We start from the raw sequence: 22185 nt of genomic DNA, 5'->3' as shown, positions 1-22185 counted from the left end.
TAGCCTGGCGGACATGACGACACCGGGGTGGCCCGATCAGCTCGCGCAGGCGCGGCTGCACGTGGTCACCGGCAAGGGCGGCACCGGCAAGACGACGGTGGCCGCCGCACTCGCGCTCGCCCTCGCCGCGGGCGGCAAGCGGACGCTGCTGGTCGAGGTGGAGGGCCGGCAGGGGATCGCGCAGCTGTTCGACACCGCCCCGCTGCCCTACGAGGAGCGCCGGATCGCGGTCGCGCCCGGCGGCGGCGAGGTCCGCGCGCTGGCGATCGACCCGGAGGCCGCCCTCCTGGAGTACTTCGAGCTGTTCTACCGGCTCGGGATGGCCGGGCGGACGCTGCGCAGGATGGGCGCCATCGAGTTCGCCACCACGCTCGCGCCGGGCCTGCGCGACGTGCTGCTGACCGGCAAGGTCAAGGAGTGCGTCACCCGCAGGGACAAGGACGGCACCCCCGTCTACGACGCCGTCGTGCTCGACGCCCCGCCCACCGGCCGGGTCGTCAGCTTCCTCGACGTCACCAAGGCGATGGCCGACCTCGCCAAGGTCGGCCCGATCCACACCCAGGCCGCGGGCGTCGTGGAGCTGCTGCACTCCCCGCTCACCGCGGTGCACCTGGTGACGCTGCTGGAGGACCTGCCCGTCACCGAGACGCTCGAGGCGATCGAGCAGCTGCGCGACGCCGAGCTGCGGCCGGGCGCGGTGATCGTCAACCAGGTGCGCCCGCAGTGGCTGCCCGACCGCTCGGTCACCGCCGCCGCGAACGGCCGGGTCGACGCCGAGCGGATCCGCGCCGGTCTGGCGTCGGCCGGGCTCGACCTGGCCCCGGACGTCATCGACGGGCTGGTGGCCGAGACCGTCGACCACGCCGTCCGCATCCACGCGGAGGGGCTGGCGCTCGCCCGCCTCGACGCCGGGACCGACCAGCCGAGGCTGGAGCTGCCGACGCTGCTCGACGGCGTCGACCTCGGCTCGCTCTACGAACTCACGGAGGAACTGGTGGCGCAGGGCGCGGGCACGGGGGTGTCGGTGTGAGGACCGCACCCGACCTGGACGTCGACGCCCTGATCGACGACCCGGCCACCCGCGTGATCGTGTGCTGCGGCTCGGGCGGGGTCGGCAAGACCACCACGTCCGCGGCGCTGGCCATCCGCGCCGCCGAGCGCGGCCGCCGCACGGTCGTGCTGACCATCGACCCGGCCAAGCGGCTGGCCCAGGCGCTGGGCCTGCAGGCGCTCACCAACGAGCCCGGCCTCGTCGAGGACGCCGACGGCGACCTGCACGCCATGATGCTCGACATGCGCCGCACCTTCGACGAGATGGTGGAGACGCACGCCGAGCCCGGCCGGGCCGAGACGATCATCAACAACCCCTTCTACCAGACGATCTCCTCCTCGTTCTCCGGAACGCAGGAGTACATGGCGATGGAGAAGCTGGGGCAGCTCGCGGCCACCGACGACTGGGACCTGATCGTCGTCGACACCCCGCCGTCGCGGTCGGCGCTCGACTTCCTGGACGCCCCGCAGCGCATGTCCACCTTCCTCGACGGCCGGATGATCCGGCTGCTGTCCGCCCCCGCGCGGGCCGGCGGCCGCGGCCTGATGAAGATCGTCGGGGCCGGGTTCTCGCTGTTCGCGAAGGCGGTCTCGACGATCCTGGGCGGGCAGCTCCTCGCCGACGCCTCGGCGTTCGTGCAGGCCTTCGACACGATGTTCGGCGGGTTCCGCGAGCGCGCGGAGGCCACCTACGCGCTGCTGCGCTCGCCGGGCACCGCGTTCGTCGTGGTGGCGGCCCCCGAGCCGGACGCCCTGCGCGAGGCCGCGTACTTCGTGGAGCGGCTCTCGGCGGAGGACATGCCGCTGGCCGGGCTCGTGCTCAACCGCACCCACCCCGCCCGCGCCGACCTGTCGGCCGGGCGGGCCCGGGACGTGGCCGACGGCCTGCGCGGCGCCCCGCTGGCCACCGCGGTGCTGCGGCTGCACGCCGACCGCGTCGACCTCGCCGAGCGCGAGGAGCGGCTGCTCGCCCGCTTCGCCCACGCCCACCCCGGCGTCGCCGTGGCCCGGGTGCCGGTGGTGGCGGCCGAGATCTCCGACCTCGACGGGCTGCGCGAGGTGGGCAACCGACTCGCCGCGGCGGCCACGCCCCCGCCGACCCCCACCCCGCTGCGCACGGCCCAGTAGGCCTACGCCGACTCGCTCAGCCGCCGCGCCGTCCGCTCGGCCACCGCGTGCTCCGCGGCCCGGGCCAGCCCGGCCGCGGTGTGCTCGTAGGGCGTGGCGTCCGGGTCGGCGGCGTAGTAGGCGGTGCGGGCGCCGGTCAGCAGGTCGTGCCAGGACGTGACCTCGGGCCGGGTGCGCAGCAGGGCGCGGCGCTCGCGCTCGGTCATCCCGCCCCACACCCCGAACTCGACGCCCTCGTCGAGCGCGTGGGCGAGGCACTCGGTGCGGACGGGGCAGGAGCGGCAGAACATCCTCGCCTCGCGCTGCTGCGCGCCGGTGACGAACAGCTCGTCGGCGTCGTCCGTGCGGCACCTCGCCGCGCTCCGCCAATTCCACCGCTCCGTCATGGCCCCTCCCGAGGTAGGTCGACTCGACCCGCTACAGACGGATCCTGGGTCGCCGCGGTTCCCTCCGGGAGGGAGCAAAAATACTCACCTGACGGGGTCCCGACACGGGGCCGCGTAGGCTCGGTCTCCGTGAGCCTCCCGCGCCATCTGATCCGGCCGGTCGGCCTGTTGCTCGGCCTCTGCCTGCTGGCGGGGATCGTCACGGCCGGCATCGCGTTCCCGGCCGCGATCGGTCTCGGGCTGGTCGCGAACGACGCCAGCGACAGCGTCGGCAGCGTGTCCACCGAGGTCCTCGACCAGCCGCTGCCCCAGACCAGCATCGTCACCGACAACGCGGGCAACACCATCGCGCAGCTGTTCGTCCCCGACCAGAACCGGCGCTCGGTCACCTCCGACGAGATCTCCCCGGCCATGAAGGCCGCGATCGTCGCCGTCGAGGACCGCCGGTTCTACCAGCACCAGGGCGTCGACTGGCAGGGCACGGTGCGCGCCGTCGTCACCAACTCGGTGTCCGGCAGCATCGAGCAGGGCGCCTCGACGCTCACGCAGCAGTACGTCAAGAACTACCTGCTCTACGTCGACGCGCAGACCGAGACCGAGCGGCTCAAGGCCACCGAGCAGACCCCGGCGCGCAAGCTCAAGGAAGCCCAGATCGCGCTGCAGCTCGAGCAGTCGCTGAGCAAGGACGAGATCCTCACCCGCTACCTCAACATCGTCCCGTTCGGCAACGGCGCCGCCGGCATCGCCTCCGCCGCGCGCACGTACTTCGGCGTGACCCCCGCCGACCTGACGGTGCCGCAGGCCGCGCTGCTCGCGGGCATGGTCCGCAGCACCACCGCGACCGACCCGGTGCAGAACCCGCAGGCCGCGCTCGACCGGCGCAACCTGGTGATCCAGCAGATGCTGGAGCAGCAGATGATCGACCAGACGCAGGCCGACGCCGCGCTGGCCCAGCCGCTGGGGATCTCCTCGCCGCTCAACACCCAGGCCAACGGCTGCATCGGCGCGGGCCCGGCCGGGTTCTTCTGCCAGTACGTGCAGGAGTACCTCACCGAGGCCGGCTTCTCCACCGAGCAGCTCCGCCGCGGCGGCTACACCATCCAGACCACGCTCGACCGCACCGTGCTCGACGCCATGCAGGCCTCGCTGACCGCCGAGGTGCCCCCGGACCAGCCGAACGTCGCCAACGTGATGGCCACCGTCCGCCCCGGCACCGACCGGCACGAGGTGCTCGCGATGGGCTCCAGCCGCGTCTACGGCCTCGACGGCGACGCCCTGGAGACCAGCTACGGGCTGCCCTACATCCCGGTCCCGCTCGGCGCGGGCTCGGTCTACAAGACCTTCACCGCGGCCACGGCGCTGGAGAAGGGGCTCGGCATCAACTACCAGCTCTCGGTGCCCCCGAGCGGCTACGCCTCCCCGATCTACGTCGACGGCGGCGGCCGCCCGCTGCCCGTCCAGAACTCCGGCAACTACGCCGAGCGGCTCTCCCTGTCCGACGCGCTGGCGCAGTCGCCGAACACCGCGTTCGTCAAGCTGATGGAGTTCACCGGCGTCCCCGACGTCGTCGACATGGCCGTGCGCCTGGGCATGCGGTCCCTGGCGACGGAGCGCTTCGTCGACCCCAACACCGGCCTGCCCACCGACCGCTCGATCGCCGAGGTCACCAAGGCGCAGCGGCAGGCGTCGTTCACCCTCGGCGTGAGCCCGACGAGCGTGCTGGAGCTGTCCAACGTCGGCGCGACGCTGGCCAGCGGGGGCATGTGGTGCCCGCCGACGCCGATCGCGTCGATCACCGACTCCCTGGGCAACCCGGTGCCGGTCACCGAGGCGCCCTGCGAGCAGGTCGTCGAACCGGGCCTGGCCAACGCGATGATGACGGCGATGAGCAAGGACGACCTCCCCGGCGGCACCGCGGGTGCGGCGGCCCGCCAGGTCGGCTGGGACCGCCCGATGGCGGGCAAGACCGGCACGACCCAGGACCACAAGTCCGCGGCGTTCCTCGGCTACCTGCCGACCATCTCCGGCGCGGTCATCACCTACGACAACGACAACCGCCCCGACCAGCTCTGCGACGGCGCGGGCGCCCCGTTCGCCTGCCGCAGCGGCAACATCTTCGGCGGCAAGACCCCGGCCGAGACGTGGTTCGGGACGATGACGCCGCTGCTGGAGGGCCAGCCGGTCGACCCGCTGCCCCCCGTCGACGAGCGCTACCTCGAGGGCGGCGCCGAGTCGCGGGTGCCCGACGTCGTCGGCAACGGCCAGAACGACGCCCGGGCCACGCTGGAGGCGGCGGGCTGGGTCGTCACCACGCGCACGCAGGACAACGCGGCGGCGCGCGGCACCGTGATCGGGCAGAGCCCGCGCGGCACCGCGCTGCCCGGCGAGACGATCGTGCTGACGATCAGCAGCGGCGAGGTCCCGCCGCCGCCCGAGGCACCCACCGAGGCCCCGTCCGACGAGGGCGACGCACCGCCGCCGGAGGGCGGTGACGGAGGGGGAGCGCCGCCGGGTGACGGAGGCGCGCCCCCCGCCGACGGGGGATGAGCTTCGCCCGTGCGGGTGGTCGGTCGCCGCACCGCCGGTGATCACCGCCCGGGCCGCCTAGCATCGCGGTCCATGAGGCTCGGCGACGCACCGGACGGTCCGCAGGTGTCCCGGATCGCCGAGGCGGTGCCGATCACGTCCCGGTCCGGAGGTGTGGCCCTGCTCGACGCCGACGACCCCGCCACCGGCCTCGCGCCGCCGTGGCAGCGGATGCCGCAGACCCGCCCCGCCGTGCGCCTGGCCGCGGCGCCCGACGCGCCCCCCGCCGGACCGCGGCCCGGCGCTCCCGCGCGCCCGGTCCGGCCGGTCACCGAGCTCGCCACCCGACGGCCGACGCCCGTCGAGCACCGGCCGCCCGTGCTGTCCGCGCGCCCGCCGGTGGTCGAGGAGCCGAGCATCCTCGGGCTGTCGCGGCGGGCCCGCAGCCGGCTCGGGTCGCGCCTGTTCACGCTGTTCTTCGTCGCCGTGTTCACCCTGATCGCGGTGCAGATGGTGCTGGCGATCCTCTACGGCTGAGCGTCGGGCCCACGACTACCCTGGCCGTCGGCGAGTCCCGCCGGTCGCAGAGGAGGTGAGCCGGGATGACGACCCCGTCCGCGCCCACCTCGCACCGCGTCCGCAGCGTGCTGGCGATCCCCGCCTTCCGCCGCCTCTGGCTCGTCACGGCCGGGTCGGCCACCGGTGAGTGGCTGAGCCTGCTCGCGCTCTCCGCGCTCGCCACCCAGCTCACCTCCGGCTACCAGGCGCAGAGCTTCGCGCTCGGGGGCGTCGTCGCCACGAAGCTGCTGCCCGCGCTGCTGCTCGGGCCGCTCGCGGGCGCGCTGGCCGACAAGTTCGACCGCAGGCGCGTCATGGTCGTCTGCGACGTCCTGCGCTTCGGCCTGTTCGTCTCCATCCCGATCGTCGGGTCGCTGGTCTGGCTGTTCGTCGCGGTGTTCCTCATCGAGATCTGCGCGATGTTCTGGATCCCGGCGAAGGACGCCGCCGTCCCCAACCTGCTCAAGCGCCCCGACCAGGTCGAGACGGCCAACCAGCTCGCACTCGTCGTCACCTACGGGGTGGCGGTGCTGCTGGCGTCCGGGCTGTTCACCGCGCTGTCGAGCATCGGTTCCACCTTCGGCGGCGACGCGGGGGAGACGGCCACGCTGTACGTCGCGCTCGCCGTCACCGGGGGCGCCTACCTCGTCATGGCGATCACCGTGGGGTTCTTCATCCCGGAGATCTCCGGGCGGGCCACGGCGGTGCGCGAGCAGGCTCCGGGCGTCGTCACGCTGCTGCGCGACGGGGCGAGGTTCGTCGTCGGCACGCCCCTGGTCCGCGGGCTGGTGGCCGGCATCGTCGGGGCGTTCGCGGCGGGCGGCACCGTCGTCGGCTCGGCCACGCTCTACGCGGCGAGCCTCGGCGGCGGCAACGCGGCCTACGGCATCCTGTTCGCCGCCGTGTTCGTCGGGCTCGCGCTCGGCATGGCCGTGGCGCCGGGCATGGCGCGACGGATCCCGCACAACCGGCTGTTCGGGGCGGCGATCGTCGCGGCCGGGCTGGCGCTGGTGCTGGTGGCGCTGGCGCCGCACCTGTTCGTCGCGATCGCGGCGGTGGGGCTGGTCGGCGGGTTCGCCGGCATCGCCTTCCTCACCGGGCTCACGATCATCGGCACCGAGGTCGCCGACGACATCCGCGGCCGCATCGTCGCGTTCGTACAGTCGATCGTGCGGCTCACGCTGCTCGGCTCGATGGCGCTGGTCCCGCTGGTGGTGGGGCTGGTCAGCACGCAGCGCGTCGAGCTGCTGGGGCGGTCGTTCCTCATCGACGGCACCCGGATCGTCATGCTCGCGGGCGGGCTGGTGGCCGCGGTGGTCGGGATGGTCGCCTACCGGCAGATGCACGACCGGCGCACCGAGCCGATGCTGCCCGACCTGCTCGCCGCGCTGCGCCGGGGCGTGCCGCGCGTCGGGTCCGGGGTGCTCGTCGCCGTGGAGGGCGCGCCGGCCGAGGAGACGGCCGGGCAGGCCGCCCGGCTGGCGGCCCGGCTGCGGTCGGCCGGGCACACCGTGGTGGAGCTCGACGACTCCGGGCGCGACCGCGAGCGCTGGGAGGCCGCCGTCCGCGAGGCCGCGCTCGGCGGGGCGCGGGCGCAGGCGCTCGCCGCCGCAGCGGTCCGGGCCGACCTCGTGGAGCGCGTGATCCGGCCCGCGCTGGCGCAGGGCGCGGTCGTCGTGGTCGACCGGTTCCTGGCCGGGCTCGTGGAGTACGGCGTCGCGGCCACCGAGGTGGAGCCGCGCGAGCTCGACAGCCTGGTGCTGTGGGCCACCGGCCGCCTGCGCCCCGACGTGTCGGTGCTGCTCGACCGCGCCGCACCCGCCGCCCCCACCGGCCTGCTGCCCGGCGAGGAGCACCTGCGGGTGCAACGGCTGCTCACCCGCATGGCCGCGGCCGAGCCGCACCACTACGTCGTCGTCGAGGCCGGGGGCACGGCCGACGAGGTCGCCGAGCGGGTCTACGCCGGGCTCGCCCCGATGCTGCCCGCCCCCGGCAGCCCCACCGCCGTCGGCGCGCCGTGAGCGTCTGGGACGAGGTCGTCGGCCAGCCCGCCGCCGTCGAGGAGCTGGGGCACGCGGCGCAGGAGCCGTCGGCGATGACGCACGCGTGGCTGTTCACCGGGCCGCCCGGGTCGGGCCGGTCGGTCGCGGCGCGGGCGTTCGCGGCGGCGCTGCAGTGCCCCGAGCACGGCTGCGGGCACTGCGCGGCCTGCCACACCGTCCTGAGCGGCACGCACGCCGACGTCCGGGAGGTCGTGCCGGAGGGGTTGAGCATCGGCGTCGAGGCGATGCGGCGGCTGGTCGCGCTCTCGGCCCGCCGCCCGTCGACGGGGCGGTACCAGATCCTGATCATCACCGACGCCGACCGGCTCACCGAGAGCGCCGCCAACGCCCTGCTCAAGGCCGTGGAGGAGCCCGCCGAGCAGACGGTGTTCCTGCTCTGCGCGCCGTCGGACCACCCGGAGGACGTCAGCGTCACGATCCGCTCGCGCTGCCGCGTCGTCCCGCTGCGCACGCCGTCGGTCGACGCCATCACCGCCGTGCTCGTGCAGCGCGACGGCATCGACGCCGACCGCGCCCGGTGGGCGGCGTCGGTGTCGGACGGGCACGTCGGCCGGGCCCGGCACCTGGCCCGCGACGAGGACTCCCGCGCCCAGCGCGAGGCCGTCCTCGCCCTGCCCCTGCGCACCCGCTCGCTCGGCGACGCCTTCGCGTTCGCCTCCGATCTCGTCCGCGGCGCGAAGGCCGAGGCGGGTGCCCTGAGCGAGGCCCGCGACGGCGCGGAGCGCGAGGAGCTCGGGATCGCGATGGGCGGCGGCGGCGTGGGCAAGGGCGTCGCCGGGGCCGCGCGCTCCGCGAAGGCGGCCGAGCGCGACCTGGAGAGGCGTCAGAAGCTGCGCAACACCCGCAACCAGCGCGACGCCCTGGACCGCGCGCTCGTCGACCTCACGTCGTTCTTCCGCGACGTCCTGGTCACCTCCGCCGGCGCCGACGTCCCGCTGGCCAACCCCGACCGCACCGCCGACGTCCGCCGCGCCGCCCAGGAGTGGACGCCGGAGTCCACGCTGCGCCGGCTCGAGGCCGTCCTGGCCTGCCGCGAGGCGCTCGACCTCAACGTCAAGCCCGAGATCGCGGCCGAGGCGATGATGACCGCGATCCACACGGGTTGAGCCCCCGTCGCGGCGGGGTAGCCGGGACGATGCAGGACAACGAGATCACCGACGACCGCGCGCGCCGATTCGCCGCCGGTCTGCGCACCTTCGAGCAGGACTCCGACGTCACCCCGTTCGCCGACCTGTTCGCCGCGGACGCGATCACCCAGCGCTTCGACGCGCGCGGCGAACGCCACGGCGAGGTGGCCGAGTTCTGGACCGAGTACCGCGACCAGTTCACCGACATCGAGACCACGTTCTCCGACGTCGTCGAGGGCACCGACCGCGTCGCCCTGGAGTGGACCAGCACGGGCACGCTGCGCAACGACCGCCCCATCTCCTACCGCGGCGTGACGGTGATCGACCTGGCCGACGACAAGATCGTCCGGTTGAGCACCTACTACGACTCCGCCGCGTTCGTCCCGGTCCCGGCGGAGACCACCTGACGTCGGGGGCGCCGGACCCCGCCGGTACACTGGCGCCCGCACATCGCCGCCTTAGCTCAGTCGGTTAGAGCGACGCACTCGTAATGCGTAGGTCTGGGGTTCGACTCCCCAAGGCGGCTCCGCAGGTCAGAAGCACGTGCTGGCCCTCCCGGAACCCACTCCCACGGTCCCCGTGGCCTCCTTCGTGGCACGACCGGTCGGTCGTCGCCGGATGGCGGCCGGGCTTCCCCTCGTTGCTCAGCCCAACCGGCTGCGGATCTCGCGGGCCAGGTCGATCGAGGCGTCGATCTCGACCTTGCGGTTGGTGAGGCTCTCGACGTTGATCCCGAACGGCAGGCCGAGTCGGCGGCAGAACGCGATGAGGATGCGGGCGTTGACGACGCACTGCTCGTACGACACCGCCAGCGGGTCCGCGGACCGGGTGATCTCGGTCCGCAGCCAGTCGGGGACGGAGATGCCGAGCCAGGACATGAACTCCAGGGTCTTCGTCGAGCCGCACGGCGCGAGGGTCAGCACGACGGGCCGCGGGGCCCGGCCGAGGTCCCGGCAGCCGTAGGCGTAGTCGGACAGCAGGTTCCGGGTGCGGTCCAGGTCGTAGCAGATCTGGGAGACGAAGAACTCGCAGCCCGCATCCTGCTTGCGCAGCATGCGCCGGTGCTCCGCCCCCGCATCCGCGTGCCGCTCGGCGATGACGACGCCGCCCATGCGCGGCGGGCGCGGGAGCCCGGCGTGCCGGCGGTAGGCCTCGGGCAGGCTCGTCCGCACCGCCTGGTCCCGGGACGCGGCCCCGACCAGCACGGTCAGCACCCGGTCGCGCTGGACCTCGGACAGCCACCGGCCCAGCTCGTCGCCGGTGTACTTGCTCACGGCGCGGTAGACGACCACCGGCCCGTCCCAGGCGGCCAGGTGCCGGTCGAGGAAGTCGGCCGGGTCCATCATCGGCAGGAACGGGAACGGCCGCGGGGTCGATGCCCGGTCCACCTCGGCGTCCACGTCGTAGAGGATCAGCCCGTCGACCTGCACCGACCGGAGCCGGGTCAGGGCCGCCTCGGCGACGGCGTCCGCCTGGTCGGCGGTGGTGGTCGCCCGCGGCGGGGTCAGGCCGTAGAGCAGGACGCCGTCACGGGTCCTGTCCAGGAGCTCGGCGGCGCTGCTGGTCTCGGGAGGAGCCATCCGTCAATCATGGGGGGTCGACGGGCGCGGACCGCTTCCGGCAGGGCTCCGGGAGCCGCCCGGACCCGAGTCCGGCACCCCCGCGTAGTCCGGCAGCTCGATGCCGTCGATCGCGCGCCCGGCCAGCTCCATCATCGCCTCCATGTCGGGCTCCGGGGCCGGCGGCGCGTCCGGCCCGGTGGCCGCGAGGCTCTCCACGTGCAGCCGGCCGATCTCCTGGTTGGCCTCGACGAACGCCCGCATCCGCCGCTCGTACCCGGCGAACCCGGCCTCCGGGTCCCACCCGGCGGCGGCCAGCTCCCCGGCCAGCAGGTAGGCCCCGACCAGCGCCAGCCCGGTGCCCTGCCCGGACATCGGCGAGGGGCAGAACGCCGCGTCCCCCAGCAGCCCCACCCGCCCGACCGACCAGCGGTCCATCACCACCTGGGCGACCTGGTCCAGGTAGAAGTCCGGCGCGTCGTCGAGGTGCGCGAGGATCCGCGGGGTCTCCCAGCCCAGGCCCGCCATCCGCTCGCGCAGCAGGTCCTTCTGGGCCGCGACGTCGCGGTGGTCGACGTCGAAGTCGGCCGCGGGGAAGGACAGCACGGCCATCACCTGCGCCGGGTCCCCGGTCGGGCGCAGGCCGGCCGAGCGCCCGGTCCCCGGGTCCTGGTGGTCGATCAGCCAGCTGTCGACGCCGAACTCGTTGGGCACGCTGTAGAAGGCCAGGACGAGCCCGAGGTGGTGGACGAACCGCTCGCGCGGCCCGAAGACCATCGCGCGCAGCGCCGAGTGCAGGCCGTCCGCCCCGATCACCAGGTCGAACCGCCGCCGGTCGCCGCCCGCGAGGACGATGTCGACGCCGTCGGCGTCCTGGGTGAGCTCGACGATCCGGTCGCCGAAGACGTACTCGACTCCGTCGCGGGTGTCGTCGTGCAGCACCCGGGACAGGTCCCCGCGCAGGATCTCGATGTCGGCGATGTAGCCGTCGCCGCCGTCGTCGTCGGCGCGGTGGGTCTCCAGCACGGTCCCGTCCGCGTCCACCGCGTGCGCGCCCGCGGTGTCGGTGCAGGCCGCGCGCACCTGCGCGTCCAGGCCCATCCGCCGGATGACCTCCTTGGTCACCCCGCGCGCGTCCACCGCCTGCCCTCCGGGCCGCAGCGCCGGGGCCCGCTCGACCACGGTCACCTCGGCCCCCCGCCTGCGCAGCCAGTGGGCCAGCGCGGGCCCCGCGATGCTCGCCCCCGCCACCAGGACCCTCGGCCCGCTCATCGCGCCCCCTCCTCGCCCGTGCCGTTCCCGGAGGGATCCTCCCCCCGGCGCACGGCGTAGGTCAGGTGGGTGGCGCGCCGGCCGGGGACGACGACCGGGTCGTCGAATCGGTGGGGTCCGGCGGCGAGGTCCGCGAAGTGCGGGATCCCGCGGCCGAGCAGGACCGGGACGAGGCTGATCGACACGGCGTCGAGGAGCCCCAGGTCGAGCGCCTGCGCGGCGACGCTCGCGCTGGCGACGGCGACGTCGGCGTCCCCGGCGATGTCCCGGGCGGCGGCGATCGCCTCCGCGACCCCGTCGACGAAGGTGGTCCGCGGCCGGCGGGCGGCGTCGGCCGGAGGGGTGTGGGTGACGACGACGACGGGTGCGCCGAGGGGATGGCGATCGCCCCAGCCGTCGGTGATGTCGAAGAGCCGGCGCCCGCAGACGAGGGCACCGGTGCCGGCGAGGATCTCGCGCAGCACCCCGGCGCTGGCCTCGTCGACCCGGAACGGGGGGAGGTCGCCCTCGGTGGGGACGGTCACCTCGCCCGCGTCGTACCAGCCGAAGAGCTCCTCGATGCCGTCGTCGGGGTCGGCGATGCAGCCGTCGAGCGACATCGTCATGTGCGAGTAGACCTGGCCCATCGCGTCCTCCCGGGGGTCGGTGTGCCACCTAGGACGCCCGGGGCCGGCCGAACTCATCGGCGGGGGATGAGACCGTTGTCCGTGCCCGTCCCCGCCGGCCCCCCGCCGACCTCGATCCTGCTCTGGAACGCCGAGGAGCTGCTCGACCCACCCGCTGCTCCCTGCTGCCTGCGCCCGACGCGCGCCGGGGACCGCGCCGTCGTGTACCGGACGGGGCCCGGCGGGGGTGTCGCGGCGGTCGTCGACTTCACCGAGGACGCGCAGGAGCGGCCCGACGGCGGGCGGTCCGCGCCGTGCGCCGTCCACCTCCTCGACGACCCGCTGCCCCGCGCCGCGCTGCTCGCCGACGACCTGCTCGGGCCGGTGTTCCGGCACCTCCGCGGACGGCGCCGGATCCCGGAGCCGGCGGCGCGGCGGCTGGAGGAGCTACTGGCGCGGTGACGCCGCCACCCGCACGCGGGTGCTCGCGCCGTCGGACAGGAAGCCGGCCAGCGCCCGGCCCTCCTCCGCGACGGCCGCGCGGTCGGCGCGGGAGAAGCGGCGCAGCGGGCTGACGGTCACGGTCCCGGAGTCCACCGTCCAGGTCGCCGCCACCCGCCCGTCGACGAGGACGGCGCGCTCCCCGGCCACCGACAGGCCGCGGTGGGCGTCGTCGACGATCCGCGTGCGGTCGTCGTAGCCGAGGATCGCGTTGTCGAACGCCGGGAGGAACCGCACCGGGGCCGGGGTGTCGGGGTCGGGGCGGGGGGCGTCGGGGAGGTCGAGCAGCTCGCGGCCGCGCTCGTCGCGGAAGGCGACCAGCTCCGGCCGGACCGCCGCCACGGCCGCGGGCAGGCCGGCGACGCCGCACCAGGCGCGCAGGTCGGCCGAGGCGGCCGGGCCGAACGCGGCCAGGTAGCGGCGCACCAGCGCCTGCCCGACGAGGTCGGGATCGGGGTCGGGGCGGTCGGGGTCGCGGCCCAGCCAGGCCGCGAACGGCACGTGGCGCGCCCCCGCCGTGGCCCGCCACACCCCGCGCGGAGGGACCTGCACCGCGGGCACGACGGTGATCGCCGCCTCGCCGAGCACCCGCGCGGCGGGCCCGGGGAAGCGGTCGGCCATGGCCCGCCCGAGCTCGCCCGTCGTGCGCGGCTCCCCGTCGGCCAGCACCTCCCGGGTCGCCGCGGCGAGCACGCCGAGATCGACCCCGGACAGGTCGCGCCGGTACACCCCGAGCATCCGCTGGCACAGCATCGCGTTGTGGCGGGAGCGCCAGGCCAGTGCGTCGTCGGCGGTGACGAGGTGGACCGTGCGGCGCATCAGGTGGGTCCGCACCACCCGCCGGTCGGTCAGCAGGCCGGAGAGGACCCCGGGGTCGAAGGCGCGCAGCCGCGACCACAGCCCGACGAACGGCTCCTGCGGCTCCTGGGCCTGCAGGCCGCCGAGGTGCGTGACCGCGTCGAGGACCGGCGCGTCCACCCGCGCGAGCAGCAGCTGGCGGGCGAGCGCGGCGCGGTTGAGGGCACGGGGGCCGAGGACGGTCATGGAACCATCCTGACGGGAGTAGCGGTCAGGATCCGTCCTCATCCCGACTGCTCGTCCCGGGGCCGGAGGTGGTCGGCCCACCGGGCTCCGGGACGCGTTCGCGCCCCCGTCACGCCTAGGCTCCGGGCATGCCACCCACCGGCGGGGAGGACCCGCGCCAGCAGCCCGCGCGCACGGCCGCGCTCACCGGCGCCATCAGCGACGCGGGGGGCGGCGGCCGACGGGCGTTCATCGACGCCACCGGGGCGTCGGTGCTGCTGCCGTCGTCGATCCGCCGGCTCGTCGCCACCGACGAGTTCGTGGCCGGGCTGCTGCGGGAGCTGGGTGCGGAGCTGGTCGGCTGCGCCGGGAACCTCGACGGCGTCGAGCCGGTGGGGGAGCCGCGGGCGCCGGACCTGCGGGCCGTCGCCGCGGCCAAGCCCGACGTGATCGTGGCCGGGGCCGTCGACCGCGCCCACGACCTGGCCGACGCACGGCTGGTCGCGGCGCTGCGGCGGGTGGCCCCCGTCGTGGCCGTCGACGCCGGGCGTCCGGCCGCGGCGCGGGCCGACCTGCGGGCGCTGCTCGGCCCCGGCAAGGCGGCACCGTCGACGGCGAAGCCCCCGCGGCCCCGGCCGCCGGCGCCGAACCGCTCTCCCGGGCCGCCGACCACGACGCCCGACCTCTTCTAGGACTCCGGGTGCGCGGGGGTCACCCCGGACGCGTGGAGGTTCCGGCGGCGCGGTCGAGCAGGTAGCGCTGCTCGGGGGCGCTGAGCGTGCGGGCGGCGGCGCGGCGGTAGTGCTCGCGGGCACCGTCGGCGTCGCCGGCGCGGTCGAGCAGGTGCGCGCGGACGGCGTCGACGCGGTGGTGCCCCACCAGCGCGGGGTCGGTCGCCACCGCGTCGAGCTGCTCCAGCGCCTCGGCCGGGCCCCGCACCATCGCGACGGCGACGATCCGGTTCAGCGTGACCATCGGACCGGGGGCGAGCACGGCGAGCGCCTCGTAGAGCCCGAGGATCTGCCGCCAGTCGGTGTCCTGCGGCCGGGCGGCCTCGTCGTGGACGGCGGCGATCGCGGCCTGGATCTGGTACGGGCCCGGCGCCGACGTGGCCAGGGAGCCGGTGACCAGCGCGACCCCCTCCGCGATCGCGGCGGCGTCCCAGAGCCCGCGGTCCTGCTCGTCGAGCGGGACGAGCGCCCCGTCCTGCCGGGTCCGGGCGGCGCGGCGGGCGTCGGTGAGCAGCATGAGCGCGAGCAGGCCGGTGACCTCACCGTCGGCCGGGCGCAGCCCGTGCAGGATCCGGGTCAGCCGCAGCGCCTCCCGGGTGAGCTCGACGCGCTGCAGCGCGTCGCCGGAGCTGGCCGTGTAGCCCTCGTTGAAGACCAGGTAGAGCGTCTGGAGGACGGCGGGCAGGCGCGTCTCGTCGTCGGCGTCGCCGAAGCGCCCGCCCGCCGCCCGGATGCGCGCCTTCGCCCGGCTGATCCGCTGCGCGACGGTGGCCTCCGGCACGAGCAGCCCGCGGGCGATCTCGGCGGTGGTCAGGCCGCCGACGGCGCGCAGCGTCAGCGCCACCTGCGACGGCGGGTTCAGGGCCGGGTGGCAGCACAGCGTCAGCAGGGCGAGCGTGTCGTCCTCGTCGGGGACGGGGCCGTCCCCGACGGACGCGGAGACGGCGTCCTCGCGACGGCGCCGGGCCGAGTCCGAGCGCCAGGTGTCGATCAGCCGGCGCTGCGCCGCGGTGACCAGCCAGCCCGTCGGGTTGGCCGGGACCCCGTCGACGGGCCAGCCGAGCGCGGCCGCGATCAGCGCCTCCTGCACGGCGTCCTCGCAGGCGTCGAACCCGCCGTGCCGGCGCACGAGCACGCCGAGGACCTGCGGCGCGAGCTCGCGGAGCAGGTCCTCGACGCGGCCGCTCACAGGTCGACGTCCCCCCGGCCCAGCACCGGCCGCACCTCGACCAGCCCCCACACCGCGTCCGGGACGCGCGCGGCGATCTCCAGCGACCGCTCGGCCGTGCACTCGACGAGGTAGAAGCCGGCCAGGTGCTCCTTGACCTCGGCGAACGGCCCGTCGGTGACGGTCGTGGCGCCGTCGCGCACCGCGACGCGCCGCCCGAGCGCGGGGTCGGCCAGCCCGCCGGACACCACCAGCTCCCCGGACTCCAGGAGCTCGTCGGTCAGCGCCCGGTGCCCGAGGCCGAAGTCGGCGCGCTGGGCGTCGGTCAGCCCGGCCCAGCGCTCGAGGAAGTGCGCGTCGCTGTGGACGAGGATCAGGTACTTCACGGACCACCTCCGGATCGGATGTCGTCGGGGTGTCGAGACCGGGCCGGCGGTCTCGACACCCGGGTGCGACCGGATGACGAGAGGATCCCCCGATGGACCTGGACCACGACTTCACCGCCGTCCTGCTGAAGAGCCCGAAGCCCGGCGGCTGGACCTACGTCACCATGCCCGGATCCGCCGCGTTCTTCGGCACCCGCGGCCTGGTCAAGGTGCGCGGCACGATCGACGGCCACCCGTTCCGGAGCGCGTTCATGGCGCTCGGCGACGGTACCCACAAGCTGCCCGTGAAGGCCGACCTGCTGCGCCTGCTCGGCAAGGAGGCCGGAGGGAGCGTCACCGTGCACCTGGCCGAGCGGATCGAGGGGTGAACGCGCTCGCGGTCGCCGGGGCCGCGGTGGCGGCGTTCGTGCTGAGCGGCGGCTACTACGGCGCGCTCGCCGCCCGCCTGGCCCGGCTCTCGCCCGCCTACGCCGGGCAGCGGCGCTCCGCCGCCGCGACGGCCGCGGTCGAGCTGGTCCGCAACGCGGTGCTGGCGCTGGTGGTCGCCGGGCTGGCCGACGGGCTGGGCGTCACCGCCCCCGGCCCGGCCCTGCTGCTCGCGCTCGCGCTGTGGGCGGCGTTCCCGGCCGTGCTGCTGGCCGGGTCGGTCTTCCACGAGCGGGTCCCGGTGGCCCTGGCCGCGATCCACGCGGGTGACTGGCTGCTCAAGCTCCTGGTCGTCACCCTGGTCGTCGGGCTGCCGGGCTAGCCGACGTTGACCCCGAAGTCGCGCGCGATGCCCGCCAGCCCCGACGCGTAGCCCTGCCCGATCGCGCGGAACTTCCACTCGCTGCCCCGCCGGTAGAGCTCGCCGAAGAGCATCGCGGTCTCCGTGGACGCGTCCTCGGTGAGGTCGAAGCGGGTGATCTCGGACTCGCCCGCCGCGTTGACGACCCGGATGAACGCGTTGGCGACCTGGCCGAAGCTCTGCCTGCGGTTGTCGGCGTCGTAGATGCTCACCGGGAAGACGATCTTGTCGACCTGCTGCGCCATCCCGGCCAGGTCGACCTTGAGCTGCTCGTCGTCGCCGTCGCCCTCGCCGGTGAGGTTGTCGCCGGTGTGCTCCACCGTGCCGTCGGGGCTGGTCAGGTTGTTGAAGAAGACGAAGTGCGCGTCGGAGAGCACGCGGCCGTCGGTGCCCAGCATGATCGCGGAGACGTCGAGGTCGAAGTCGGCGCCGGTCGTGGCGCGCACGTCCCAACCCACCCCGACGATCACGTTCGTGAGGCCGGGGGCCTCCTTGCTCAGGCTGACGTTCCCACCCTTGGCCAGGCTGACACTCACGTCGCACACACTCCGTCCGGTCGGTGATCTGCACTGCGATGCTAGGGGTATGAGCGTGCGCTGGGGGATCGTCGGGCCGGGTCGGATCGCGTCGAAGGTCGTGGCGGACTTCCCGCACGTGCCGGGCGCCGAGGTGGTGGCCGTCGCGTCGCGGTCGGCGGAGCGCGCGTCGGCGTTCGCGGCCGGGTTCGGCATCGGGCGCGTCCACGACTCCTACCGCGCGATCGTCGACGACGACGGGGTCGACGTCCTCTACATCGCCACGCCGCACCCGCAGCACCGCGCGGTCGCGCTGGCCGCGCTGCGGGCGGGCAAGGCCGTGCTCGTGGAGAAGGCGTTCACGGTGACGCCCGCCGCGACCCGCGAGATCGTCGACGCCGCCGCGGCGGCGGGCGTGTTCGCGATGGAGGCGATGTGGACCCGCTTCCAGCCGGCGATCGTGCGGATGCGGGAGCTCATCGCCGACGGGGCGATCGGCGAGGTCCAGTCCGTGCAGGCCGATCTGGGCGCCCAGCACCCCACCGACCCGTCCGACCGCTTCTACGACCCCGCCGTCGGGGGAGGGGCGCTGTTCGACGTCGGGGTGTACCCGATCTCCTTCGCGCAGATGGTCCTCGGCACCCCGGACGCCGTCGCCGCGCACGGCGCGCTGGCCCCGAGCGGCGTCGACGTCGAGGAGGCCGTGCTGCTGTCGTACCCCGGCGGCCGCACGGCGTCGCTGCTCGCCTCGCTGCGCTGCGCCACGCCGGGCACGGCCCGCGTCGTCGGCACCGGGGGCTGGATCGACGTGCCGCCGCGCTTCCACCACCCCTCCTCGATCGTGCTGTGCCGCAACGGGGCGGAGCCCGAGCGCATCGACGCCCCGGCGGCGGGTGCGGGGTACGCGCACGAGCTGCGCGAGGTGACCGGGTGCGTCGCCGACGGGCGGCTGCAGAGCGACGTCATGCCGCTGGCCGACACGGTGGTGGTGCAGGACGTGATGGACGCGGTGGCGCGGCAGCTCGGGATGGAGCCCCAGGAGGGACCGGCCGAGCTGTAGCCGTCCCGAGGCCCGGGGGGACCGTCCAGCCCCCTCCGGCGGACGGGCCCCCCGCACCGGACACAGAGGTAGTCCGCCGACCGGCCGTGTACAACTGAACCGTGCGCGCTGCTCGTATGGCGGACAACTGACCGTCGCGAACCGGACTGCGCACAACAGGCATAGTCCGGATGGTCGAGTGCGCCGGACCCCGATCTCGAACTACCCTCCTGCCTCGACCGTTGGGGGTTCTTCCGTGATCGAGGTTCTTCCGTGACGGAGTCGTTGATGCGGCTGCACATCCGCACCAGGGATCCGGACGAGGCCCACGACTGGCTGCGCGGCGCCTACGCCGACCACAAGGTGTCGCTGTCCGGACCGTCGACCGCGTTCGAGTTCTCCCACAGCGTCGCCGACCTCGGGGCCGCCAAGATCGGCGTCGCCCGGCACACGATGACGCTCCGCGGCACCTGGGACCCCCTCGACGACATCCTGCTGTTCAGCCACCTGCTGGAGGGCCGGTTCACGATCCGGTCGCCGACCAGCGAGGTCGCGGCCGGACCCGGCGACCTGTTCTCCTACGACCCCGACGTCCAGATGGCGGTCGAGTGGCACGACATCCGGATGGCGCAGGTGCGCATCCAGCGGTCGCTGGTGGAGCGGGTCGCCGCCGAGCTGCTCGGTGACGACCGGCACGTGCACCCGGTGTCCTTCGACCTCGGACGCCCGCTCTCCCCGTCGAAGGCCGTGCACTGGAAGCGGCTCCTGCAGTACATCACCGGCGACGTCGCGAAGAACCCGGCGGCCCACGGCAGCCCGCTGGTGATGCGGCAGGTCCAGCACCTGCTGATCGCCTCGCTGCTGGACACGTTCCCGAACTCGGGCACGTCCGACCCGCCCCGCTCGTCCCACACGCCCGCCTCCCCCGACGCCGTGCGCCGCGCGATGGTGTTCATGGAGGAGCACGCCGCGCAGGACATCGACCTCACCGCGATCGCCCGGGCCGCGCACGTCGGCCCGCGGGCGCTGCAGCGGGCGTTCCGCCGGGCGATGGACACGACACCGCTGGGCTACCTGCGCTCGGTGCGGCTCGACCACGCCCACGACGACCTGCGCGCCGCCGACCCGAGCGACGGCGCCACCGTCGGCGCGATCGCGTCGCGCTGGGGGTTCGGCCATCCCGGGCGGTTCGCCGCCGACTACCGCGCGCGCTTCCGGAGATCACCCAGTGACACCCTGCGGGGATGACGGGACACTGTCCCCCATGTCGATGATGACGATGCGCGTTCTGCGGCTGGTGGTCCACGTGCGGACCCGCGAGCCGGTGCTGCTGCTCGGTGAGGTGGACGGCGAGCGCTGCCTGCCGGTCTTCCTCCGCAGGCCCCAGGCCGACGCGATCGCGCTGGGCGCGCGCGGGGAGGACGACCCGCAGCTGCCCCAGGACGTCATCGTCCCGCTGCTGCAGGGGCTGGGCCACGAGATCGTCGGGGCGGAGATCGTCGCGCTCGTCGACAGCAAGTTCCAGGCCGACCTGGTGTTCGCCGACGGGGCGCGGGTCGAGCTGCGCCCCAGCGACGCGCTCGCCGTCGCGGTGCGGGAGGGCCTGTCGATCGGGGTGGAGTCCGCGATCCTCGACGACGTGGGCCAGCCCATCGCCGACCTGTTCCCCGACGGCACCGACGCACCGCCGGAGAAGCAGCTCGAGGACTTCAAGAAGTTCATCGACGAGGTCTCGCCGGAGGACTTCGCCTGACGCTCGCGGCGGGCGGTGGCCTCAGAACCGGCCGCCGCCGCCCCGGCGTCCCCGCGACGACGAGCCGCCGAAGCTGCCGGGCGAGCGGCCGCCGCCACCACCGAAGCCCCCGCCACCGCCGCCGAAACCGCCCCCGCCCCGGGTCGCCCCGGAGATGATGCCGCCCAGGATGAGGCTGCCCAGGTCGACGCCGGCGCTGCCGCCCGACGACGGCCCCGACCAGTTCGACACGTCGGACTGCGCGAGCCGCAGCGCCTCCTGGGCCAGTGAGTCGGCCTGCTGCGCCTCCCGCAGCGCGACCGCCGGGTCGCCGCCGGACGTCGCGAGGGCGAGGTGGCGCTGGGCCTCGGCCAGCCGCGTGCGGGCCTGCTGCCCGACGGCGCCGCGCCGGGTCGTGACGAAGTCGGCCGCCGCCGCGACGGCCGAGCGGGCGGTGAGGACGGTCTGCTCCAGCACCGCGGCGGTGCGCCGGCGCCGGTCCTGCTCGGCGCGGGCGGCGGCGATGGCGTCGTCGAGGGCCGCCCCGGCCTCGTCGAGCAGGCGCAGGGCGGCGATCGGGTCGGACGCCTCGGCCTGGTCCGCCGCGGTGACCGCGGCCTCGGCGCGGGCGACGACCGGCGCGAGCGACGGGTCCAGTGCGCGGGCCTCGGCCAGGTCCTGCTCGGTCTCCGCGCGCGCGGCCGGGAGGGCCGCCGCCGCCTCGACCAGCTCGGTGCCGCGGCGCGGGATGCCGTCGAGCAGCGTCTCGGCCTGCGTGATCGCGTCCTCCGCGGCCCGGCCGGACACCACGGCGGCGGGGCGGGCGCCCGCGTCGAGCCCCGAGCGGGCGGCGGCGACCTCGGTACCCGCGACCTCGAGCAGGTTCCGGGCCCGGTCCAGCGACCCGGCCACCGGCTCCAGCGCGCTCGGGGCGTAGCGGGCCGACAGCGCGGCCCACGTCGACTCCGACTGCGGGATCCGGGCGAGCACCGTCTCCCGGCGGGCGGCGAGGCCCGCGACGTACTCCGGGGCGGTGGCCTCGAGGTTGCGCAGGGCGTCGAACGCGGCGACCTGGGCGTCGAGTCGCTCGTCGGCGGCCCGGCACGCGCGGATGATGTCGGCGTGCATCCGGCGCTGCGTCGGCTCGTCCTCGGGCACGTCGTCGTCGAGCTGCTGGCGGACGCCGAACGCGCGCAGCATGTCGGCCTTCGACGCCTCCAGCGCCGCGGCGAACCCGGCGACGGCCTGGTCGCCGAAGTGGCCGCGGGCGGCCGACAGCTCGACCTCCGACGTGCGCACGGCCTCGTCGACCTCGATCAGGCCGGCGCTGGCCCGGTAGGCGAGGTCGTCGGTGGGGACGTCGGTGAACTCGTCGCGCGGTGCGGCGGGCCCGTCGGTCGGGACCTCGGCCTGCGCGGTGCGGGTGCGGCGGCGGCGCCCCACCAGGTAGACGCCCCCGCCCACGACGACGACCCCGCCGAGCACGGCCGCGGCGACGGGGAACCCGCCCGCCCCGCCGCCGAGGCCGTCGGACAGCGCGATCGCCGCGCCCGCCCAGTCGTCGGCGGCGAGCCGGTCCTCGGCGTCGGTGATCGCGGAGGCCACCGTGGAGTCCGACTGCCCGTAGTCGTCGGCGACCGAGACGCCGTAGGCGCGGTCCCCGGTGGCGACGGCGAGCAACACGTCGTCACGACCGAACTGCGACAGCGACGCGGCCTCGTCGGCCCAGTCCTGCCCGCCGGCGCCGTCGAAGGAGTCGACGTAGACGACGAACAGCTGCGTGCCGTTGGCCTCGCGCAGCCGGGCGAACGCCTCGGTGATCCGGGCCTCGTCACCGGCGGCGAGCACGCCGACGGCGTCGGTGACCGCCGGTCCGACGCGCGTCGGCGGCTCGGCCGCGGCGATCCCGCCCCCGAGCAGCCCGACGCCGACCAGCAGCGCCCCCAGCACCAGCAACCTGCGCACGACGACCTCCGCACCCGGGGATGATCCGCACATCATGTCCTCCCGGCCGGCCCCCGGCGCCACG

The 22185-nt window shown here is 75.2% G+C and carries 23 protein-coding genes and 1 tRNA gene; 15 read left to right on the top strand and 9 right to left on the bottom strand.

From position 1 onward, the window contains the following. Positions 1–13: 13 nt before the first annotated feature. Positions 14–1030: an ATPase BagA gene (gene bagA, locus H6H00_RS09105; RefSeq protein ID WP_185720862.1), complete on the top strand. Its 1017-nt coding sequence runs from the start codon at positions 14–16 to the stop codon at positions 1028–1030. Continuing rightward, positions 1027–2178: an ATPase BagB gene (gene bagB / locus H6H00_RS09100; RefSeq protein WP_185720861.1), complete on the top strand. Its 1152-nt coding sequence runs from the start codon at positions 1027–1029 to the stop codon at positions 2176–2178. Before bagA ends, bagB begins: the two co-directional genes overlap by 4 nt. Before the next feature lie 2 nt (positions 2179–2180). On the opposite strand, the gene H6H00_RS09095 is transcribed toward bagB, so the two are convergent. Continuing rightward, a complete protein-coding gene (locus tag H6H00_RS09095; RefSeq protein ID WP_185720860.1) occupies positions 2181–2564 on the bottom strand; it encodes a WhiB family transcriptional regulator in 384 nt (127 codons plus the stop codon). A 129-nt stretch (positions 2565–2693) separates the two neighbouring features. On the opposite strand from H6H00_RS09095, the gene H6H00_RS09090 reads away from it, so the two are divergent. From H6H00_RS09090 to H6H00_RS09065, 6 genes are all read left to right on the top strand, one after another. Beyond that, a complete protein-coding gene (locus H6H00_RS09090; RefSeq protein WP_255425655.1) occupies positions 2694–5111 on the top strand; it encodes a penicillin-binding protein in 2418 nt (805 codons plus the stop codon). A 72-nt stretch (positions 5112–5183) separates the two neighbouring features. Beyond that, positions 5184–5627 carry a hypothetical protein gene (locus H6H00_RS09085; protein WP_185720859.1) on the top strand — a complete coding sequence of 148 codons (444 nt, stop codon included), beginning with the start codon at positions 5184–5186 and terminating at the stop codon, positions 5625–5627. Positions 5628–5692: 65 nt separating this feature from the next. Further along, complete coding sequence (locus H6H00_RS09080; protein WP_185720858.1) at positions 5693–7669, top strand: bifunctional MFS transporter/dTMP kinase; 1977 nt, start codon at positions 5693–5695, stop codon at positions 7667–7669. Then, positions 7666–8817 carry a DNA polymerase III subunit delta' gene (locus H6H00_RS09075; protein ID WP_185720857.1) on the top strand — a complete coding sequence of 384 codons (1152 nt, stop codon included), beginning with the start codon at positions 7666–7668 and terminating at the stop codon, positions 8815–8817. Before H6H00_RS09080 ends, H6H00_RS09075 begins: the two co-directional genes overlap by 4 nt. A gap of 29 nt (positions 8818–8846) precedes the next feature. After that, positions 8847–9245: a nuclear transport factor 2 family protein gene (locus tag H6H00_RS09070; RefSeq protein ID WP_185720856.1), complete on the top strand. Its 399-nt coding sequence runs from the start codon at positions 8847–8849 to the stop codon at positions 9243–9245. 45 nt (positions 9246–9290) lie between these two features. Next, positions 9291–9364: transfer RNA gene (locus H6H00_RS09065), tRNA-Thr, on the top strand. Between the two features lie 118 nt (positions 9365–9482). Here the strand turns inward: H6H00_RS09065 and H6H00_RS09060 are convergent. The 3 genes from H6H00_RS09060 to H6H00_RS09050 are packed head-to-tail and all read right to left on the bottom strand — an operon-like array spanning position 9483 to position 12295. After that, entirely contained in the window at positions 9483–10418 is a 936-nt protein-coding gene (locus tag H6H00_RS09060) for a methylenetetrahydrofolate reductase (RefSeq protein WP_185720855.1), read from the bottom strand. Positions 10419–10421: 3 nt separating this feature from the next. After that, positions 10422–11669 (bottom strand): FAD-dependent monooxygenase, encoded by a 1248-nt coding sequence (locus H6H00_RS09055; protein WP_185720854.1) that lies wholly within the window; start codon positions 11667–11669, stop codon positions 10422–10424. Further along, positions 11666–12295, bottom strand: a complete 630-nt coding sequence (locus tag H6H00_RS09050) for a dihydrofolate reductase family protein (protein WP_185720853.1) — start codon at positions 12293–12295, stop codon at positions 11666–11668. Before H6H00_RS09050 ends, H6H00_RS09055 begins: the two co-directional genes overlap by 4 nt. 75 nt (positions 12296–12370) lie before the next feature. Here H6H00_RS09050 and H6H00_RS09045 point away from each other — a divergent pair, with 75 nt between their 5' ends. Beyond that, on the top strand, positions 12371–12736 hold the full coding sequence (locus H6H00_RS09045) for a hypothetical protein (RefSeq protein WP_185720852.1): 366 nt from the start codon (positions 12371–12373) through the stop codon (positions 12734–12736). On the opposite strand, the gene H6H00_RS09040 is transcribed toward H6H00_RS09045, so the two are convergent. Continuing rightward, positions 12722–13819 carry a winged helix DNA-binding domain-containing protein gene (locus tag H6H00_RS09040; RefSeq protein WP_185720851.1) on the bottom strand — a complete coding sequence of 366 codons (1098 nt, stop codon included), beginning with the start codon at positions 13817–13819 and terminating at the stop codon, positions 12722–12724. The two genes, H6H00_RS09045 and H6H00_RS09040, sit on opposite strands and share 15 nt — an antisense overlap. 128 nt (positions 13820–13947) lie before the next feature. On the opposite strand from H6H00_RS09040, the gene H6H00_RS09035 reads away from it, so the two are divergent. Further along, positions 13948–14490: a TroA family protein gene (locus H6H00_RS09035; protein WP_185720850.1), complete on the top strand. Its 543-nt coding sequence runs from the start codon at positions 13948–13950 to the stop codon at positions 14488–14490. Positions 14491–14509: 19 nt separating this feature from the next. Here the strand turns inward: H6H00_RS09035 and H6H00_RS09030 are convergent, their stop codons facing one another. Both H6H00_RS09030 and H6H00_RS09025 read right to left on the bottom strand, forming a co-directional pair. Continuing rightward, on the bottom strand, positions 14510–15718 hold the full coding sequence (locus H6H00_RS09030; RefSeq protein WP_185720849.1) for an RNA polymerase sigma factor: 1209 nt from the start codon (positions 15716–15718) through the stop codon (positions 14510–14512). Continuing rightward, positions 15715–16083, bottom strand: coding sequence for a YciI family protein (locus H6H00_RS09025; protein WP_185720848.1), 369 nt, complete (start codon positions 16081–16083; stop codon positions 15715–15717). Before H6H00_RS09025 ends, H6H00_RS09030 begins: the two co-directional genes overlap by 4 nt. A 92-nt stretch (positions 16084–16175) precedes the next feature. Between H6H00_RS09025 and H6H00_RS09020 the strand changes: the two genes are divergently transcribed. Further along, positions 16176–16451, top strand: a complete 276-nt coding sequence (locus tag H6H00_RS09020) for a DUF1905 domain-containing protein (RefSeq protein WP_185720847.1) — start codon at positions 16176–16178, stop codon at positions 16449–16451. Then, positions 16448–16831: a DUF1761 family protein gene (locus tag H6H00_RS09015; protein ID WP_185720846.1), complete on the top strand. Its 384-nt coding sequence runs from the start codon at positions 16448–16450 to the stop codon at positions 16829–16831. Before H6H00_RS09020 ends, H6H00_RS09015 begins: the two co-directional genes overlap by 4 nt. On the opposite strand, the gene H6H00_RS09010 is transcribed toward H6H00_RS09015, so the two are convergent. After that, a complete protein-coding gene (locus tag H6H00_RS09010) occupies positions 16828–17406 on the bottom strand; it encodes a TerD family protein (RefSeq protein WP_185720845.1) in 579 nt (192 codons plus the stop codon). The two genes, H6H00_RS09015 and H6H00_RS09010, sit on opposite strands and share 4 nt — an antisense overlap. A gap of 49 nt (positions 17407–17455) precedes the next feature. Here H6H00_RS09010 and H6H00_RS09005 point away from each other — a divergent pair, with 49 nt between their 5' ends. From H6H00_RS09005 to H6H00_RS08995, 3 genes are all read left to right on the top strand, one after another. Next, positions 17456–18445: a Gfo/Idh/MocA family protein gene (locus H6H00_RS09005; RefSeq protein ID WP_185720844.1), complete on the top strand. Its 990-nt coding sequence runs from the start codon at positions 17456–17458 to the stop codon at positions 18443–18445. A gap of 252 nt (positions 18446–18697) precedes the next feature. Next, the gene (locus tag H6H00_RS09000; protein ID WP_185720843.1) at positions 18698–19672 is read left to right on the top strand and encodes a helix-turn-helix transcriptional regulator; all 975 of its coding nucleotides are present in this window, start codon (positions 18698–18700) and stop codon (positions 19670–19672) included. A gap of 16 nt (positions 19673–19688) precedes the next feature. Beyond that, positions 19689–20177 carry a bifunctional nuclease family protein gene (locus tag H6H00_RS08995; RefSeq protein ID WP_255425654.1) on the top strand — a complete coding sequence of 163 codons (489 nt, stop codon included), beginning with the start codon at positions 19689–19691 and terminating at the stop codon, positions 20175–20177. A gap of 21 nt (positions 20178–20198) precedes the next feature. Here H6H00_RS08995 and H6H00_RS08990 read toward each other — a convergent pair whose 3' ends face one another. Continuing rightward, the gene (locus H6H00_RS08990) at positions 20199–22121 is read right to left on the bottom strand and encodes a TPM domain-containing protein (RefSeq protein WP_221775838.1); all 1923 of its coding nucleotides are present in this window, start codon (positions 22119–22121) and stop codon (positions 20199–20201) included. Positions 22122–22185: the final 64 nt, after the last annotated feature.

This window comes from Pseudonocardia petroleophila (genome assembly GCF_014235185.1).
GTDB lineage: Bacteria > Actinomycetota > Actinomycetes > Mycobacteriales > Pseudonocardiaceae > Pseudonocardia > Pseudonocardia petroleophila.
The sequence above is the reverse complement of the archived record's forward strand: the minus strand, read 5'-3'. Positions and strand labels throughout refer to the sequence as shown.